The sequence below is a fragment of the Bacteroides sp. 1_1_14 genome (assembly GCF_000162515.1).
In the GTDB taxonomy this organism is placed as follows: Bacteria; Bacteroidota; Bacteroidia; order Bacteroidales; family Bacteroidaceae; genus Bacteroides; species Bacteroides thetaiotaomicron.
The window spans coordinates 293,978-312,730 of record NZ_GG774710.1 but is presented as its reverse complement, the minus strand read 5'-3'; the positions used below and the strand labels follow the sequence as shown (position 1 = coordinate 312,730).

General features: G+C 37.4%; 14 protein-coding genes and 1 pseudogene. 1 reads left to right on the top strand and 14 read right to left on the bottom strand.

Annotated features, from left to right (window positions below):
* A partial coding sequence (locus HMPREF9007_RS27860) for a hypothetical protein (protein WP_277754705.1) occupies nt 1–272 on the top strand: 272 nt, incomplete at its 5' end.
* 411 nt (nt 273–683) lie between these two features.
* Here HMPREF9007_RS27860 and HMPREF9007_RS04175 read toward each other — a convergent pair.
* From HMPREF9007_RS04175 to HMPREF9007_RS04230, 14 genes and pseudogenes are all read right to left on the bottom strand, one after another.
* Nucleotides 684–1,901: a glycosyltransferase family 4 protein gene (locus HMPREF9007_RS04175; protein WP_008763193.1), complete on the bottom strand. Its 1,218-nt coding sequence runs from the start codon at nt 1,899–1,901 to the stop codon at nt 684–686.
* 52 nt (nt 1,902–1,953) lie between these two features.
* On the bottom strand, nt 1,954–2,895 hold the full coding sequence (locus tag HMPREF9007_RS26520) for a glycosyltransferase family 2 protein (protein WP_008763192.1): 942 nt from the start codon (nt 2,893–2,895) through the stop codon (nt 1,954–1,956).
* Nucleotide 2,896: 1 nt separating this feature from the next.
* Nucleotides 2,897–3,730 (bottom strand): alpha-1,2-fucosyltransferase, encoded by an 834-nt coding sequence (locus tag HMPREF9007_RS26515; protein ID WP_008763191.1) that lies wholly within the window; start codon nt 3,728–3,730, stop codon nt 2,897–2,899.
* Nucleotides 3,731–3,753: 23 nt separating this feature from the next.
* Nucleotides 3,754–4,923 carry a glycosyltransferase family 4 protein gene (locus HMPREF9007_RS04180; protein ID WP_008763190.1) on the bottom strand — a complete coding sequence of 390 codons (1,170 nt, stop codon included), beginning with the start codon at nt 4,921–4,923 and terminating at the stop codon, nt 3,754–3,756.
* A gap of 11 nt (nt 4,924–4,934) precedes the next feature.
* Nucleotides 4,935–6,353, bottom strand: a complete 1,419-nt coding sequence (locus HMPREF9007_RS04185; protein ID WP_008763189.1) for a hypothetical protein — start codon at nt 6,351–6,353, stop codon at nt 4,935–4,937.
* Nucleotides 6,350–7,819 (bottom strand): MATE family efflux transporter, encoded by a 1,470-nt coding sequence (locus HMPREF9007_RS04190; RefSeq protein WP_165000542.1) that lies wholly within the window; start codon nt 7,817–7,819, stop codon nt 6,350–6,352. The genes HMPREF9007_RS04185 and HMPREF9007_RS04190 overlap by 4 nt, the downstream gene beginning before the upstream one ends.
* Before the next feature lie 69 nt (nt 7,820–7,888).
* Complete coding sequence (locus HMPREF9007_RS04195; RefSeq protein WP_008763187.1) at nt 7,889–8,989, bottom strand: polysaccharide pyruvyl transferase family protein; 1,101 nt, start codon at nt 8,987–8,989, stop codon at nt 7,889–7,891.
* A 6-nt stretch (nt 8,990–8,995) separates the two neighbouring features.
* Nucleotides 8,996–10,156, bottom strand: coding sequence for a Coenzyme F420 hydrogenase/dehydrogenase, beta subunit C-terminal domain (locus HMPREF9007_RS04200; RefSeq protein ID WP_008763186.1), 1,161 nt, complete (start codon nt 10,154–10,156; stop codon nt 8,996–8,998).
* Nucleotides 10,157–11,322: 1,166 nt separating this feature from the next.
* Nucleotides 11,323–12,513, bottom strand: coding sequence for a UDP-N-acetyl glucosamine 2-epimerase (locus tag HMPREF9007_RS04205; protein ID WP_008763185.1), 1,191 nt, complete (start codon nt 12,511–12,513; stop codon nt 11,323–11,325).
* 2 nt (nt 12,514–12,515) lie between these two features.
* Entirely contained in the window at nt 12,516–13,721 is a 1,206-nt protein-coding gene (locus HMPREF9007_RS04210) for an NAD-dependent epimerase/dehydratase family protein (protein ID WP_008763184.1), read from the bottom strand.
* A gap of 7 nt (nt 13,722–13,728) precedes the next feature.
* A complete protein-coding gene (locus HMPREF9007_RS04215; RefSeq protein ID WP_008763183.1) occupies nt 13,729–14,778 on the bottom strand; it encodes a polysaccharide biosynthesis protein in 1,050 nt (349 codons plus the stop codon).
* Nucleotides 14,779–14,821: 43 nt separating this feature from the next.
* The gene (locus HMPREF9007_RS04220; protein ID WP_008763182.1) at nt 14,822–15,886 is read right to left on the bottom strand and encodes an NAD-dependent epimerase/dehydratase family protein; all 1,065 of its coding nucleotides are present in this window, start codon (nt 15,884–15,886) and stop codon (nt 14,822–14,824) included.
* 4 nt (nt 15,887–15,890) lie between these two features.
* Nucleotides 15,891–17,206 (bottom strand): annotated as a pseudogene (locus HMPREF9007_RS04225) (nucleotide sugar dehydrogenase).
* 34 nt (nt 17,207–17,240) lie between these two features.
* Nucleotides 17,241–18,753 (bottom strand): nucleoside-diphosphate sugar epimerase/dehydratase (locus tag HMPREF9007_RS04230; RefSeq protein WP_032850679.1); only part of this gene is annotated, 1,513 nt, incomplete at its 5' end.

Sequence of the window (18,753 nt, the reverse complement as noted above, 5' to 3'; positions counted from 1 at the left end):
GATCTTTTTGGAGGATATGCAGGCCATTGCTCAAGGTCAGCTCCACGGATATACGCACGGGAAGCGTCCCCGGACCTTTGCCCGGCTTCCGGTATCTGTGTACTGCATGGGGAGAGGGACTGTCCTTCTTTACCGGGGTTTCCCTGAAGGTGAAGACGGCCCGGATTCCGATGGTGGACCCGAGGGAACACCATCCACCTGAACTTCCACTATTTTTTGCGGGTATCCTTGTACCATTTGTGAAAAATGTTATATGGAACATTGTTCCGTAAACAGAATGTCTGGACTGACATTCCGAGAGGCACCGCCTCGGTTTGATACTGAAAGTAGAATCTTTCAAGGTCTTCACTGCTTAGCATAATTCGTAAGTTTAGTTCGCAGCGAAGATATATATTTCATTTTTGAGCCCTAATTTGAGTGCTTACTGGCATTTTGGTGTTCCTCATAGCAAGTTGCCATGTACGGCACCTGAACTAATCAATCCATCAAGTTCTCCATATCTGGACGGCATGTTGCATCAAGCTGCTCAATCGCATCAAAGCAAATACCAAGCACACCTTGAGTAGTGACAATATCCATTACCTCCACCCAACTGATATCCTTCAACTGTCTTTTGTCTATCTTGTAGTTTCTATCAAGAGCCTTACATACAATCTGTAGAATTATTTTGTCCGATTTTGTCATTATGCTAATCCCATAATCTCATCTAACTTGCGCAAGCACTGCTTTTTATCAAAATTCTCGTTGTAGAATTTCAAGCCATTTTCGCCCTTGTCTGCAAGAATAGCCTTATCGGTATTTGAGAGCTTAATAACCAGTTTCGCCAGCCCTTTAGCATCACCAGCCTTCACGCTCCAACCACATTCAGCAGCCTTCACAACCTCACTACCTTCACCATTGAGGCAAGTAATGATAGGACGGCTACTAGCCATATAGCTACTAATCTTGGCAGGGGTATACAAGTTAAACAGAGGAGAATCTGTTAAAGACGCCAACATCACATCAGCTTTTTCAAAGAACAGAGGCATAGTCTCTGAAGGGAAACGACCAAGGGTATAAACAGTATCCTCCAATCCATTCTCTTTCACGAACTGACACACCCAATCCAATCTGCGACCATCACCAACTATCACCCACTTAATATCCTTGTATTCTTTGGTTAAAAGAGCAGCTTGCATATTACATTCCATACCATGAGCTTCCCCCACAGCACCAGCAAACATTACCTTGAAACCTTCTGGTAAAGAAGGAATAGAAAGGTTTGAGAATATAGAAGGGTCAGAAGCACCATCACTCCATTGAGGATAGTAGATAATTTTATGCTTATAGTCACCATAAGCCATAATACTTTGACCAAAACAGCGAGAACTGATCAGGATCTTATCACTCCACTTATATTCCTTCTTTACGAACCAATCGAAGAAAGCTAGAATCTTCTTGTTGTTGATACCACCTGCAGCTGTAAGACTCTCAGGCCAAAGGTCAAGCACCCATGTATAGAGAGGTACATGACGTAACTTCTTATACAAGACCGCAGGAGTTGACATCATGACAGGCGACAACTGCTGACAAAATACCATATCATACTTGTGGAACATAGCATGCCATAGCATGTAGATACATCCTACTATCAGGTAACTGAAGTAATTCATCATAAGCATAATCTTGTTGTTACCGCGAGGAAATATTGGCAGATGAGTAACCTTTACGCCATTCACAATCTCACGACGCATCTTGATGAGCCCATACCCTGGATAGAACTTACCAACAGGATAGTTTGGCGTACCAGTCACTGCGTGTACATCATGTCCTTCTTCAGCAAGATGGAATGCAATATCGTTACCACGGAACACCTCCGGATAAAAATATTGACAGACGAATAGAATTTTCTTTTTTCTCATTACTTATGAAGCAATTTGCCCAACAAAGAATTAGGCTGCCTTAATTGTTTATTCATTTCAAAAACAACCATGGACAAGTATAAAGGATCTTGTCCATAATATTAATTCTCCTGTCAGGAAAAGACCGTAGTGATCTGTGAATATCTTTTGTATAATATTGATCAAAGTTTTCCTTAAACATCTTATATTCCCCATGTATGCTCACAACACTCAATAAACCATAAAGCTCACGAGCGAAGATCCATTCACTGAATTCTTTACTATAACTCTTTTCAACGTAGTCACATATACGCCTGTATCCTGCCAAATTTGTCTCAATTTTCTCATTAGAGGGTGCTGTAATTAAAGAATCAGATCTAAAAAAGTGGTTGTAGAGTTTCTTATTCAAATGGCCTATCTTTTCAAGATTAAGAAGGATTCTCCAAACAAGTATAAGATCTGCGCCAAGAATAACACCTTGATCAAACTGGAATTCATGATCTACAAATAAACTCTTTTTAAAGAACATATTAGATACCATCAGAGGAAGCCTACGAATGAGAAGATTATGCATAGTATAATCTCTATCCAAGATTTCGAATGCATTTTCTTTTTTCTCCTCAGGAAATACAAAAAGACCATCTTCTTCAACTTCATCATACTCTCCAAATATTACAAGCATATTACTCTCTGTTGCGTAACGATAAAGTTCCTCTAAAAAATATGGAGAAATAGTGTCATCTGGATCAATACTTATCAGCCACTCTCCTTTTGCCTCAGCAATTCCCATATTTCGGGCGGCAGGCAAGCCTTGAATAGATTGCTTTACAACACGGTAATTAATTTCGGTTCCTGCCAAAACCCTTTCTGCAATTTCTATAGAGTCATCAGGGGTATTGTTATCAACTAATATTACCTCAAAATCCTTAAATCGCTGAGCAACCACAGATTTCATCGAATTCTCAATATACTTTCCTACCTTATACACAGGTATAATAATAGATATTTTTGACATATTACTTACGTTTTGTTTCTATACAAATCCAAGAATCTAACATTATATTAGGCATTTGTCGTCCAGACTCATTTCTAAACCAAAGATCTGAGTACATGACCTTCTTCTTTTCATGATTCATATATGCTCCCCAGTAGCTGAATGTACTGTTTGCAATAATATTAATTTTTGCTTGTGACATTAATAAAATGTCCAAATAGCTATCAGCTCCTCTGTTACAATCAACATAGTATATATTATCACCTTTAAAGTTGTTTTTCACAAATTCTAAATCATCAGAGAAGAAAAAGAATTGAGAGTCTAGATAAACCTCTGTAGCTTTTTTTATTGCTTGCTCATAATAATCAGTTGCTGACAAATCCTCATAGTCAGATCCCGGCTTAATATAATCACCTCTGCGAATATGTACAGCTACAGAATTTGTATTACAAATTAAATTCTCAAATATCAGATATTTTTCAGAAAAATTATCAGGCTTTTTCGCTTTGAGCCATGAACTATCTTCTTTCTCAAAAAAACTCTTATCCTGTAAATAATGTTCAAAATACGACGCCTCATAATTTAGACTTTTTCGAGTACAATACCATTTTGGCACAAATTTAAGGGGTATTCGTCTAAAGAATTTTCCTAAAAACTCAAAAACAAACCTAACTTTAAATGAATCTATTCTATCAGGTAATGAGAGCCGGAAATATTGTTCTACGCAGATCTTTGGACTACGAGAGTTACTGTAATATTTGATAGTTTCATTAGGATATTTGTTATGAAGAAATTCCTTGTATTTACAATAGAACACCTGGTTTCCAAGGTTTCCATTAAACCATATTACTTTCATAAAAATTTGACTATAATAGTTGTTTACTGAATAGAATATAAAATATCCTCAAATTTGTCGATATAAAGCTTTGTTGTATTGTGTTCGCAAGCATATCTACGCCCTTGTTTCGATAAATATTCCCTAATATCTTCGTGAGACTCTACCATATCCATAAAAACCGCTAATTCTGATCTATCTACAACCGTAACACCTCCAGGAAGTAATCGACTACAACCTGCATTTGTACTAACAAAAGGAGTCCCACATGCCATAGCCTCTACAAGTGATACAGGATATTCTTCATGCTTACTAGCCATCACAAATAATTTAGAATTATGAATTAATGATGGAAAATAAGATCGTTCAACACCAGTTAGAAGGATAATTTCTTTTCCATTTTCTCTGTTAACTTTCTTTGATAGCCTATCTAACTTTTCGAAAAATTTGTTCTTTTTACTGCCAACCATAACAAGTGAACATTTTTCATTGTGAATTTTGGCGAATGCTTTTATAATGTCATCTTGTCTTTTATTAGGTATGTAGTTAGCAATACAAAGTACATAATCATCATTCCTAATCTGAACAATCTTTGAAATATCTTTCTTATATAATTCTTCATTAAAAAAGATTGAGTTTGCTGCATTCTCCAGTAATTCTACTCGCTTCATCGTCTTATTCATAAATGCAAGATCGCTAGCACATAGAGACAAACACAATGCAACATCAATATATTTGGCAGCAGAAGGTAAAGTGTACTTGTAATATTTTTTCCATCTACACCAATTATGTGTATGCCCAATAGTGTGTATAATATCCCCCTCCCAAGCAAATGGCTTATCGTGTAATCCCGGGCCTCCATGAGAATGAAGTATTATCTTACAGTTCATATCCTTTAAACGAGAAAGCAAAATATCTGTTGTATAACATTGAATGCACTCAAGGACAAGTACATCCTTAGGATAATTAACAACGAAGTCAATATACCCATTAACGTCTCCAACATACTTCTTGAAGAGATTTACAGAAAAATTCTTCCTAATTATCTTTACGTTATTACATATACTTTCTGAAGGAAGTTTTTTCCCATAATTACTTGACACGACTGTCACATTATGTCCTTTTGCAGCCATACCTTCAGTAAGAGTTTGAACTGCCACGGAGACTCCACTAGTCTCTGGATAATAAGTAAAAGTTGTAAATAATATATTCATTTAAATCAATTCTATTTATTTGAGACAATTTTATAACCACACAAAGAGCAGATCACCAATAATAAAAAGATCTGTAACACAAAGTGGCGATAACAAAAATAGATAGTACCTCTAGCAATGTACATTGCTTGCCCAATGTAAGTGATATACGCAATACACCAATAAATATTTCTTCTAACTAATAATTGACCACAGGCAATGAAATATCCGAAAAAGAAAAATAAAACAATAACACCTAGTAATCCCCAAGAAACATAGATGTCACCAACAACATGCGTTCCGATACCGCCATTTAAATTAGCTACAACATTTTTATACCATCCCGTTGATAAGTCTGCGCTTAATATTTCATTCAAGCTAGATTTACCATAGAAAGATGATGTCAAAAAAGTTGGCAAATATGGTATAGGACTAAATGGTAGAATAAATATTTTACTCGGATAGAAAAGTTCTCCATTATGTGTTTCTCTCCAGTTTTTAAAAAGATATAAGCAATTGGAAGCTGGCAAAAAGTCTTGAAAAGTTTCTGTCATGTCTTCTGTATTTGTTAATGCTTCAGTGATTGTATTTGCAGCCCCTGATGCACCAACATACTTTAAAGCATTATCCGAATTTCGAGTCTGTCCTATTGCAAACATAAGAAGAGCAACCACAGATGCACCAAGCAGGATTCTTGAAAGTTTAATCTTTTTGTATAACAGAATATACGAAGCTGCAAATACTGACAACAAATAAATTGGCATTGTTCTGTCTCCTATAATAATAGGTAAAATGATACCAATTCCAAAACAGATACTAATTATTAAATGATTCTTCACAAAAGTCCGTAGTTTTTTTTCTACAGTGACATCTGATACTGTATTAACAATTATTGATAAAGTTAATACCGTCTGCAATATTGTAGTATATGCTGCTGCCCCTAAATCAGAATTATCCAAACCAGCATTAATAGTCTGACCAAACGTTATAAAATAGTATAATATCGAAAAAACACTTATGATATTCAAAAGTTTTATCACACTATTTGGAAATGGAAATATATAATTATCTTTCAAGAAATCAGGAGCTTGTTTGCTTACTATTTTATTATATCCGAATTGCCACCCCCAATTATATACGGACGTTGCAAGGACTACTAATGATGTACAAACATTTACATACTGGTCATATCCTGCAAACAAGTAATACCCTAAAGGGTATAAAAATATAGGTACAATAAAAGTACACAAAAAAAGTGAAAGCATGAAAATGAGATTAAAAGAAAGGTAGTTTTTACTCTCAAATTCAAAAATAACAGATTTGATAGCCATTATGAGAAATAGCACACAAAGGCAAACACAAAACCAATAGTCGTATTGACGAGGAGCTAATATATACATTAATACTGCTAGCACAATATGCAGCTTTGAGTTCAATATGATGCTTTTCATTTTATTCTTGTTTTAATTGAAACACAAATACTATGTATCAAATTCTTTTCTTCTTTGTTAAGAGTGAACAAATAGAAAAGCAAAATGCTAGCAAACCCAGAACTTGTACATACAAGTATTAATCGAAATAATCCTTCAGATAAAAATGATGATAAAAAGACAATTGGTATCAAAAGAATTGTCTGAATGGTACAAGGACGTAATACTCCTGAAACATATGCTTGCATATCAAGTCCCTTAAACTGCCTACATGTTATTCTAATACAAAATATCTGATTTACTATTGTTAATATAATCATCCAATAATATACAACATTGGGATTATTTGTAAGTTTTAGTGTTATATAAGAGAGAGGAATGATAGAACAAATGGTCAAACAAGAAATAATTGTATATTTCTTAATATCGCCAGTAGCCATTACTGACGTACTTAATGCAGGATTCAATACGTTCAATTGCTTAACGACAAGAATAAAAATCGTAAAATTTACAGCAAACTTTGGATAATCAACCAACCAAATATCAAGAATATACTCCGATTCAATAATTACAGGTAAAGATATCATCAAATAAAGGCAATACATTATTTTCGACATGCTTAACATAAGTTTGGTAGATCTCTGATAGTTTCCACCAGAATATGACTGAATCAGTTGTGGTCGAAAAGCTGTTGAGATGCTAACTGTGAATGTATCTAGTGCAGAAGCCACCTGATTTGAAATAGTATAGGCAGCATTTAATATGGGACCAAAAAACGAGTTAAGCAATATATTACAACCTTGGCCTCTTACATTATAAGAAATTGGATCCAAGAAGTTCCAGCCAATAAATGATAGCATTGACTTGAATACATTTTTTTTATATTCAAAAGACACGACCAACTGTCTAAATTTTATTTTGCAGTAAGCAAAATTCAGTAAAAAGTTTATAACTGATATAAGACCTAATAATAAAGCATATAATAATAATGTATCTATTCCATCTACTGGCAGTAATACTACAATGACAAGTTTAAGTACGACATCAAGGACACTAACAACAGCATAAAAATCCATTTTCTCAAAAGAAAGTACAGCTGCAGTAAATGGTGCTTGAATAACAGTAAATGCCAATGATGCAACAGATATATGATAAATGATATTGGCCACATCTAATTTCTCTTCCGGAATAACCATGTGGTTATTTATATACCAGAGTCCTACTGTCTCTAGAAATAAGCAGAGAAATAAAGCTATTATAAACTGTATTAACAAGGCGGTATTATAAACTATGGTCAGATTCCCATTTTCGCCTTTTCCAATTTCATAGTTATAAAAACGATTAACACAAGTAGCTAAAGATAAGTTTAGTGCTCCGAATAAAGTGACAAATCCACATACAACATTGTAGATACCATAATCTTCTGCGCCCAACACCTTAAGCGCTGCTCTAGTCACATATAGCGAAATAAGCAGAACAGCACCCATTCTCAAGTATAAAAAGAACGTATTCTTTGCTATTTTTTTATTGTTCTCTGATGACATATTCTGATTTAACTAGAAACTATCTAAATATTTTTTACTAGTTGTGATCATCTTTTGGAGCCTATTATCAATCACATTATAATTGAATATAACATTCATTTGTTCTGGATTGAGACATTGTCCCATATCAATTATATCTAAAAAGTCCTTAATTCGAGACACATTGTCATGTCTATTAAAAACATAGAACGACTTGTGAAATATTACAGAGAATGCAGTTGCATGAAATGAATTTGAAAAACAATATGTACAGTATTTTATCAAATTCAAAAATTCAATAGGGCCAGCATTAGAAATATTAATATCTGCATAATTTAATCCACTACGACTATTTATAGAAACTATTTTCAAACCATTATTCTTTGCAACAGAACATACAGCTTCCTTCATTTCCGTATCTGCGTGATACAAATCATAAACAAGAATATAGTTTTTCTTTACGATCCTTTCTGTAGGAATTAATTGGCTCCAGTCTTCTTGATTCAATAACAACACTGGATCAACTACATTAATTCCCTCTATGCTCAAACTTTGCAAGATCTCAAGACCTGTATTTTCACGGACACTGATGCCATTAAATTTCTGTAGTTTAGAGGAGACAAAGCCCTTATTTTCCGGTTGAATCTTAGACTGGCCAAAACTTGCTGCATAAGAATATCTCTTAATTGAAGAAGATCCAAAATCGAGATAAAAAGCCGGATCTTTACCGATAGCAGAAGTGCAACTCCAAACCTGATCACTTCCTACAACATATGCATCAGCAGTAGGCGGATCAGCCTTAAGTTCCTGATAATCTTTATAGAGTTTTGTGCATAACAGATACTTTTCTTTAAATAAATCAAATACTTTCTTTCTGCCATAAGTCGAGTATTTTCTTTTTACTTGATATAAGCAACATAAGAAATAGAATAATTTGTTCTTTATTGCATATTTGTAAAGGCGAGAGTTAGGTAATATATTAAAGAATTTATACCTGCCTGATATATAATCTGGTAGATAGTCAATTATCTCCACATCATGCCCTATTGAGGTTAGATAGGTCTGCAATGCATAGGCTTGTAATGATGCACCATAATTGTAAACGTCATGGCATGTTATTGTCTTTATCTTCATGAATTATTATTTCTTTGAAAAGATCTTTATTATTGATTTAACCTTTCTCATTATTCTTTTCTTTAGGAACATTTTCCTAAATCGAGTTGTTATCTCGTTCCAATTTTCCGAGTCTGCAATAATCAACGGATTGAGCCGATAGAAAAAATTATCTCTAATGGGCAAGAAGTTCATCTGACCAGACAAAACCTCCTCAAAAGTATGCCGTTTAATTGTACAATCAATCTCTTTGACAGCTTTATTCCCTTTTTCGGTAAAGCAAATCACAGAGTTAACGCCTTCTTTATTTTTACTATAATCAGCACCCCACATATCTCCTATTCGGATATCTGCGGATGACTGATCTTGCTTGTATTTACATTTATCAAAACACGCAGGTGAAAGTGCAGCATTTGAAAAATACAAATTAAAGAAATCATCAAACTTCAAACCTGTATGATGATACTCTCCTGAATCGGCAATAATGTCTAATCTATATGATTTATGCCAGCCATCAACTTTATTTCTCCATGTTACAGAATTGAAATTTCCAATTTTATTTCTTTGTGAAGCAGAAAACTTATTCCATAGTTTCATACTTGGTACTCCATGACAGAAAAAATCTATCAGAACAAAGTTTTCCTCGATTTTTCTTTTTTTTATATACCTCCTAACAGAATCTATCTGACAGGGTGTACCGATAACGACGAATTTATCTTTGTTGTTAAATTGCTCAAAGCCTTTTATTGTATTGCTTTGTACATACTTGCTTCCAAATATTTGATTTAATTCTTCAATAGTGGAACATATTACATGTGATACAATATTATCTTCTGGCTCGTACTTAACACCACAAATTTTGAATCCTTGGTTAATATAAAATTTGCAAAGTTCAAAACAAATCCCACCTGAAGAACTCTTAAACCTGATTCGTTCATTATTGCTCCATGCAGCATAAGCACATAATGGAGCATTTTGGGCTGCTCGTTGGTCGTGATTGTATGCACAATTGTTAAGACACAAACCACACTCTATGCATTTAGTTTGATCTATAATTGTTGGCTCCAAAAAACCTTTTGTATTGAATTTGATTTCAACTATTTTTTTAGGACAAGAAATAACGCATACACCACATCCATAACAGTCCTTTATCTTTGAAACATTTTCATATTCTATTTTATCGGGCATATTGTAAGTAATCCATACAGTGTACCCACTATTTATCAAGTAATTACACCATATGATTTTGAATTAAAAATAAAATTTATATCTGCTCTGTTTGATTTCAATAGAAGTTTTGGATAATACGGGGTTTATCTTTTTCCACAACAGGAACTGATAATTCGTCCGTAAACGATGGGACTGACACTTCCTTTTCAATCTCTAACGGTAAACATCCACTTCTCCCTAAACTTCTACAAGCTAATTGAATTTCATTAATTTATCTCGTTTTATAAAAAAGTAAGATTCCTGATTCTAACACCTTAAGATCCTTAGCGGGATGGATGAACAGATTTCTCCAAAAAATAATCCTTTTGGGGGAAAGTTTATCAAACTCTTAATCGACATCTTCCATACATTCCAGAAGATACTTGCAGAAGCCATGATATTGACCCTCCATATAAATGTCGCAAATTTCTTCTCTAATTTCATCCCCTAGATTTATCAACTCTAATAGATTTACAGAACCTTTAGTCTTATTTTTATCCTGATAAATCTAAGTTCCATAATGGAGTCTATATGATCTTCTAAATCGCCTTCTTTCATTACTCATAATTTACAAGACAAGGTAATAAGATCAGGGTCAATGCTTGTGTCCGATGAGCGTAAAACACCCCAAATATGTGATATATATCTGATAGAATGGGAAGCCGATTGAAACCACAACTTTCAACCTATAATACATAAAGAGAAGTTTTGCACATAATCCTCACCTCCTTGTATACTGACTATTCTCGAATTAATCTTAACATGATGCATCATCTATTCGCACAAATAATTACTAGATTCTGCATCTCCAAATCCAACACATTTTTCATAGTTTTCCATTCATGTTTTATATAATTTAGCGCCTTTTAGATCATCTTTTCTAACCTGTGGAATGAACCGTTATTGATATAGGTAAGTAGTCACTTTAGCCCCATAACAGCCTTCAAGCATTTGTTTTTATAGTTATTCAATAAATTATTCATACTTTGATCTCATACGATAGCAACTTGTGACTGCCATTCATGGGGAAGAAGATATACAAGTTCATCTTCCGCAGTATTTTTATCCGACGGAAGACATCGCACAGATACTGTTGCGAATTAAGTTTATGATCGTGTATATTGGCAAATGTTGATTGCCCAAACCTAAAATTCCTTGCGCCAAACCATCTTGTTGACAACTCCAACGTATGACTGAATAATCTTAACGACCTTATTAGATACATCATCTGTGTAGTTAGGAACAGGAATACCATGGTTGCCATCTTTTGTCATTTGAACAGCAAGATCAACCGACTGGAGAAGTCCCTTAGTGTCAATACCAGAAAGAATGAAACATGCCTTATCAAGAGCTTCCGGACGTTCTGTACTCGTACGGATACATACTGCAGAGATTGGCTTGCCGATAGATGCATAAAACGAAGATTCCTCTGGAAGTGTACCACTATCACTGACCACACAGAAAGCATTCATCTGGAGGCAATTGTAATCATGGAAGCCAAGTGGCTGTTGTACCTGTACCCGAGAATCAAGTTGGAAACCAGAAGCCTGCAAGCGATTGCGAGAGCGCGGGTGACAACTATAAAGAATTGGCATATCATACTTATCTGCCATAGCGTTGATAGCAGTGAAAAGTGAGAAGAAATTCTTCTCGGTATCTATATTTTCCTCACGATGAGCGGAGAGAAGAATATACTTGCCTTTCTCTAAGCCAAGACGCTGGTGCACATCACTTGCTTCTATTTCTGTGAGATTATTATGAAGTACTTCTGCCATAGGAGAGCCTGTAACGTAAGTACGCTCTTTAGGAAGACCGCAGTCTGCAAGATATCTTCTTGCATGCTCTGAGTATGCCATATTTACATCACTGATGATATCAACGATACGGCGGTTAGTCTCCTCTGGAAGACATTCGTCTTTACAACGGTTTCCAGCTTCCATGTGAAAGATAGGAATGTGTAAACGTTTAGCTCCTATAACACTGAGACACGAATTAGTATCGCCTAGTACAAGAACTCCATCCGGCTTTGTCTGCGCAAAAAGTTTATAGGAACAGTTGATGATATTGCCACAAGTGGCTCCCAAATCATCGCCCACAGCATCCATATATACTTCAGGCTCTGCCAGTTTCAAATCTTTGAAAAAGATTCCATTTAAGTTATAGTCATAGTTCTGACCGGTATGGGCAAGAATAACATCAAAATACTGGCGACATTTATTAATTACTGCCGCTAAGCGGATAATCTCGGGACGAGTACCCACTACGATGATAAGCTTCAACTTACCATTATCCTTGAACTTTATATCTGAATAATCGAATTTGGGTTGTTTTTCCATGATCATTTTTTCACTTTATCAAAGTATGTATCCGGTTTATCCGGGTTGAATATCTCATTGCAGTACATAACCGTTATCAAGTCTTCCGTATCGGAGAGATTGATGATGTTATGGGTATATCCGGGAAGCATGATAACAGACTGTATTTTGTCACCACTTACCTCGTAGTTCAGCACTTCGTCTGTACCTTCCTTGCGGAGTTGGATGAGCCCATGACCGCTGACAACAATAAATTGTTCCCATTTGGTATTGTGCCAATGTTCACCCTTAGTAACACCCGGTTTGGAGATATTTATACTTACCTGGCCACAGTTCAAGGTATGTACAAGTTCTGTAAATGAGCCACGCTGATCTACATTCATCTTCAGATCAAAGATTGCTTTTTCTTTGGGCAAATAACTCAGATAAGTGCTATACAATCTTTTGGCAAACGAGTCTGCCGGGATTTCAGGAATCATCAGCGTCTCTGGCATTTCTGCAAACTGATGCAGCAAATCAGCTATTTCACCTAATGTAACCTTATGGGTAACCGGACAATAACAGTATCTGCCATCCACCAATGGATGTACATCAAGACCTTCAAACTCGCAACGATGTTCCTCGCCTTTCAAGGCATGAATCATCTCGTCTACGAGATCGTCAATGTAAAGCAGCTCCAGTTCTACACGTGGGTCATTGACTTGTATCGGAAGGTCGTTAGCGATGTTGTTGCAGAATGTAGCGACAGCACTGTTGTAGTTGGGACGACACCATTTGCCGTAAAGGTTCGGAAAACGATAAACCAGCACTTTGGCTCCCGTATCTTTACCATACTGTAGAAATAAATCTTCACCAGCCTTTTTGCTGCGACCGTATTCGCTGTTGCCAAAACGACCTGTCAGAGAAGCTTGTGCACTGGAAGAGAGCATGACAGGACAAGTATTATGATGTTTCTTCAGTGTATCAAGCAATGTGCCTGCAAAACCGAAATTACCTTTCATGAACTCCTCATTGTCTTTGGGACGGTTCACTCCGGCAAGGTTGAACACAAAGCCGGCTTTCTGACACCAGACATCTAATTGTTCGGAAGTGGAATCGAGATCGTACTCAAAGACTTCATCAATCTTCAGATCACCATAACAACGAGCCTTTCCGTTTTTGATATTATTAAGTTGGGCACAAAGATTTCTACCAACAAAACCTCCGGCACCGGTAACTAAAATATTCATAGCTCTATTATTGTACAAAATTACCCTCGCCACTCAATTCCTTTTTGATGTAATCAAGAGCAGCTATTTTAGCTTTGGTCTCTTCTACATTCAATATATAAGTATTATTAGAATTGAACTCCGTAAGTGTGTTACGTTCCGTTTCACCTTCTTTGAAGAATTTATCATAGTTCAATCCACGATTATCTGCAGGAACGCGATAGAAATTACCCATATCTTCTGCCTTGGCACATTCCTCATTGGTGAGCAATGTCTCATACATCTTCTCACCATGACGGATACCGATAACCTTGATATCTTCTTTCTTGCCGCCAAATAATTCACAAACAGCCTCCGCCTGAGTCTGAATAGTACAAGCCGGAGCTTTCTGTACGAGGATATCACCGTTCTGCCCATGTTCGAATGCAAACAATACAAGGTCTACTGCTTCTTCCAGCGACATGATAAAGCGCGTCATCGTAGGCTCAGTTAGTGTTATAGGATTACCGTTGCGGATTTGGTCAATCCAAAGAGGAATTACAGAACCACGAGAGCACATCACATTACCATAACGGGTACTGCAAATCTTTGTCTTACCAGAGTAGCGGCTCTTCGCTACTGCGATTTTCTCCTCAATAGCTTTCGTGATACCCATAGCATTGATAGGATAGGCAGCCTTATCTGTTGAAAGACAAATTACAGCACCAACGCCAGCCTCAATAGCAGCTGTCAATACATTATCTGTACCGACAACATTAGTCTTTACTGCCTCCATCGGAAAGAACTCACAACTTGGAACCTGTTTCAAAGCTGCAGCATGAAAAATATAGTCAACACCAGGCATTGCATTCTTACATGACTGCAAATTACGTACATCGCCAATAAAGAACTTGATTTTATGTGCCACATCAGGATACTTTACCTGATATTCGTGACGCATATCATCCTGCTTCTTTTCATCCCGTGAAAAAATACGGATTTCGCCGATGTCGGTACGGAGGAAACGATTCAAAACCGCATTGCCGAAAGAACCTGTTCCACCAGTAATCATAAGGGTTTTACCTGCAAAAATGCTCATAATGATTTTATCTTTTTATTTTTATATAATCGATTTATGGATGTTATTTAAATGTGCCATAATACTTAGCATACCACCCCGCAAACTTTCTCAATCCCTCACGTAGTGATGTTGACGGTTTAAATCCAAAATCTTGTTCCAAAGGGGTCGTATCAGCATATGTCACAGGCACATCCCCAGGTTGCATCGGTACCAATTCTTTGTGCGTCTCAAAATCGTAATCATCGGGAAGTACCTTGGCTGCTATGAGCTCTTCCTGAAGAATGGTCACAAAATCAAGAAGATTCTCGGGTGAGTTGTTACCAATATTATATACCTTGTATGGTGGAATTGGAAGTCCGTCATCGCCATTCTGTTTCTCAGGTGCATGTCGCATGATCCGAACAACGCCTTCCACAATGTCATCAACGTAGGTGAAATCTCGTTTGCAGTTACCGTAATTAAAGATCCGAATAGTCTTGCCTTCACGGAGTTGGTTGGTGAAACCGAAGTATGCCATATCGGGACGACCACAGGGACCATAAACGGTGAAGAACCGCAAACCTGTACTTGGTATGTTGTAAAGCTTACTGTAAGCGTGAGCCATTAGTTCATTACTCTTTTTAGTAGCAGCATAGAGTGATACAGGATTATCCACCTTATCATCAGTACTATAAGGCACTTTCTTATTACTTCCATATACGCTACTGGAAGAAGCATATACCAAGTGCTCCACACTATAATGACGACAGGCTTCTAAAATATTATAAAATCCAATAAGGTTACTTTCAATATATGCATCGGGGTTAGTGATGCTATAACGCACACCGGCTTGAGCAGCAAGATTCACGACTACCTGCGGGTGGTGGTCAGTGAAGATGGAGTCAACAACTCCCTTTTTAGCAATGCTGTCTTTAATGAAAACAAATCTGTCACCATAAGCAGACAATTCTTGCAAGCGTTCATATTTTAAACGTACATCATAGTATTCGGTAATACTATCAATACCGATAACTTTCACGCTATCAAATTCATTCAGCAAGCGTTTTACCAAATTGGCTCCGACAAAACCGGCTGCACCAGTCACCAAAACCACTTTATTCGCTAAACTAACATTGTATGTCACCATAAAGTTAATCTCTTTGGAAAATGTCACGGGTATATACCTTGTCTTTCACATCATCCAGACAAGAATCGTAGCGGTTGGCGATGATGGCCTGACTTATTTCCTTGAATTTGATCAGGTTATTGACCACTTGGCTACCAAAGAATGTTTCACCATCCTGCATAGCAGGCTCGTAAATTACAATAGTAGCGCCCTTCGCCTTGATACGTTTCATAATCCCCTGAATGGCACTTTGACGGAAGTTGTCAGAATTGGACTTCATGGTCAGACGATATACGCCAATGGTTATTTTTTGCTCTTTCTGGGCATCCCATGAACAGGAGGCGGTGTAATACCCCGCTTTACGCAGCACTTGATCTGCTATGAAGTCTTTTCTTGTACGGTTACTTTCGACAATAGCACTCATCATGTTCTGAGGTACATCCTGATAGTTAGCCAAGAGTTGTTTCGTGTCTTTAGGCAGACAATAACCGCCATAACCAAAACTAGGATTATTATAGTGCGTACCAATACGAGGGTCCAGTCCAACACCCTGTATTATCGACTGGGAATCCAGACCTTTCATCTCCGCATAAGTATCCAATTCATTAAAATAACTGACACGCAAAGCGAGATAGGTATTAGCAAACAGTTTGACAGCTTCCGCCTCCTTTATACCCATAAAAAGGGTAGGAATATCTTCCTTGATTGCACCTTCCTGAAGCAATGCTGCGAAAGTATGCGCAGCTCTCTCTAGGGCGGGAACATCAGCAATGGACTTAATAGCTTCGTTTTCCTCGTCAAACTGCTCGCCATCAATCAGTTTTGGATAGCCAACAATGATACGACTTGGATATAAGTTATCATAAAGAGCCATACTCTCACGAAGAAACTCCGGAGAAAAAGCAGGTTAAGCTTCCTGACTCCCTTACGGGCATACTTCAAATAAAGTCCCCGGCAATATCCAACAGGAATAGTAGACTTGATTACCATCACAGCATCAGGATTGACACTTAAAACCAGGTCTATGACATCCTCTATATGATGGGTATCGAAATAATTCTTCACCGGATCATAGTTAGTAGGAGCCGCAATGACCACAAAATCAGCGTCACTGTATGCCTTGGCACCGTCAAGCGTAGCAGTCAGGTTCAATGTCTTTTCAGACAAATACTTTTCAATATATTCATCCTGAATAGGTGATTGCTTACGATTGAGCATATCTACTTTCTCGGGAATCACATCGACTGCCGTCACCTGATGATGTTGCGACAAAAGTGTTGCTATGCTAAGACCAACATAGCCGGTACCCGCAACAGCAATCTTCAAATCTTTTGTATCCATTGTTGATTTATGTTAGTGTTCAGAATTATTCTAGTTATCTATCCAAGACCTCAAATCTCGGTGAGTTCTTGGATTTAAACTCAGGTACCACTCTCTTCATTAGTTTCACTGTGTCCATGATCTTTACCGTACGGGATAAATTCTCAAATTCTCCATAAGTTTCAAGAATATCAGTATATTCATAATGACGTACCTTCGCTATCATTATCTTCTTATTCTCGGTAGGAATCGTATTCTCCTTATCACTCAAGACTTCTTCATAAAGCTTCTCACCCGGACGCAAGCCCGTAAACTCTATTTCAATATCTTCACCGGGACGATAACCGGCAAGTTCAATCATACGGGTAGCCAAATCAACAATCTTCACAGCCTTTCCCATCTCAAAGACAAAAATCTCATTGCCTTCACCCATAGTAGCAGCCTCCATTACCAGGCGACAAGCTTCGGGAATTGTCATAAAGAAACGGATGATATCAGGGTGAGTCACTGTGACAGGACCGCCATTCTCGATCTGTTCCTTAAAGCGGGGAATTACAGAACCGTTACTACCCAATACGTTGCCAAAGCGGGTAGTGATAAATTTGGTATGGCCTTTCACTTTTCCCTCACGGATAGCACATCCCAGACTCTGTACATAGATTTCGGCCAAGCGTTTCGAGCATCCCATGACATTGGTAGGATTCACCGCCTTATCGGTAGAAACCATGATCATCTTCTCGGCTCCGTATTCCACTGCCATATCAGCAACCTGGCGAGAACCGACAACGTTGACCAGTACAGCTTCACAGGGGTTTTCCTCCATTAACGGAACATGCTTATAGGCAGCGGCATGAAAGATGATCTGAGGCTGATAAGTTTCGAAGACCATACGGAGACGTTCTTTCACGCGGACATCTCCAATGACAGGAACAAAATCAAGACCGGGATAATTCTTCTCAAATTCCAGACGGACATTATGCAGAGGAGATTCAGCGGAATCAAACATGATCAGCTTCTTGATGTTCATCTGAGCCAGTTGCCGGCAAAGTTCGCTACCAATACTACCGGCAGCTCCTGTCACCAGCACAACCTTGCCACAAAACTCGGTCATCACCTCCTCCATATTGATATGAATTTCTGAGCGACCCAGCAAGTCTTCAATCTTGATAGGGCGTACCCATTGGTGGAAACTGCCGTTTTCGTCAGCCTCACTGATACTCGGAGCAATCAACGTTTTCAATCCACTCCTTTTACAATACTGAAGCAGGCGGTCTTCCTCTTCACGGGTATTCTCGTAACGGGCAAACAGGATGCCGCCGATACATTTCTTATGAATAAGCTTGTTAAAGCACTCTTCATCTTTAAACGAATAAACGGGAAGATCAGCCACACGCCGGATGGAGTCGCCTGTTCCGTAGATACAGAAGCCTACCACTTTATAGTGGGAGCTGTTCATTAGCCGAACTTTCAATGCCACACTCTTATCATCAATACCATAGATCAGAATATGCATATTCTTCTTATTCAGCATATTCAGCAGGAGTTCATAAACCAGAATCAACTGAATA

Bases quoted from the DNA above. Each gene is read 5' to 3' on its own strand.
- HMPREF9007_RS04175 (WP_008763193.1), bottom strand. From the start codon at position 1,901: ATGAGAAAAAAGAAAATTCTATTCGTCTGTCAATATTTTTATCCGGAG.
- HMPREF9007_RS26520 (WP_008763192.1), bottom strand. From the start codon at position 2,895: ATGTCAAAAATATCTATTATTATACCTGTGTATAAGGTAGGAAAGTAT.
- HMPREF9007_RS26515 (WP_008763191.1), bottom strand. From the start codon at position 3,730: ATGAAAGTAATATGGTTTAATGGAAACCTTGGAAACCAGGTGTTCTAT.
- HMPREF9007_RS04180 (WP_008763190.1), bottom strand. From the start codon at position 4,923: ATGAATATATTATTTACAACTTTTACTTATTATCCAGAGACTAGTGGA.
- HMPREF9007_RS04185 (WP_008763189.1), bottom strand. From the start codon at position 6,353: ATGAAAAGCATCATATTGAACTCAAAGCTGCATATTGTGCTAGCAGTA.
- HMPREF9007_RS04190 (WP_165000542.1), bottom strand. From the start codon at position 7,819: ATGGGTGCTGTTCTGCTTATTTCGCTATATGTGACTAGAGCAGCGCTT.
- HMPREF9007_RS04195 (WP_008763187.1), bottom strand. From the start codon at position 8,989: ATGAAGATAAAGACAATAACATGCCATGACGTTTACAATTATGGTGCA.
- HMPREF9007_RS04200 (WP_008763186.1), bottom strand. From the start codon at position 10,156: ATGCCCGATAAAATAGAATATGAAAATGTTTCAAAGATAAAGGACTGT.
- HMPREF9007_RS04205 (WP_008763185.1), bottom strand. From the start codon at position 12,513: ATGGAAAAACAACCCAAATTCGATTATTCAGATATAAAGTTCAAGGAT.
- HMPREF9007_RS04210 (WP_008763184.1), bottom strand. From the start codon at position 13,721: ATGAATATTTTAGTTACCGGTGCCGGAGGTTTTGTTGGTAGAAATCTT.
- HMPREF9007_RS04215 (WP_008763183.1), bottom strand. From the start codon at position 14,778: ATGAGCATTTTTGCAGGTAAAACCCTTATGATTACTGGTGGAACAGGT.
- HMPREF9007_RS04220 (WP_008763182.1), bottom strand. From the start codon at position 15,886: ATGGTGACATACAATGTTAGTTTAGCGAATAAAGTGGTTTTGGTGACT.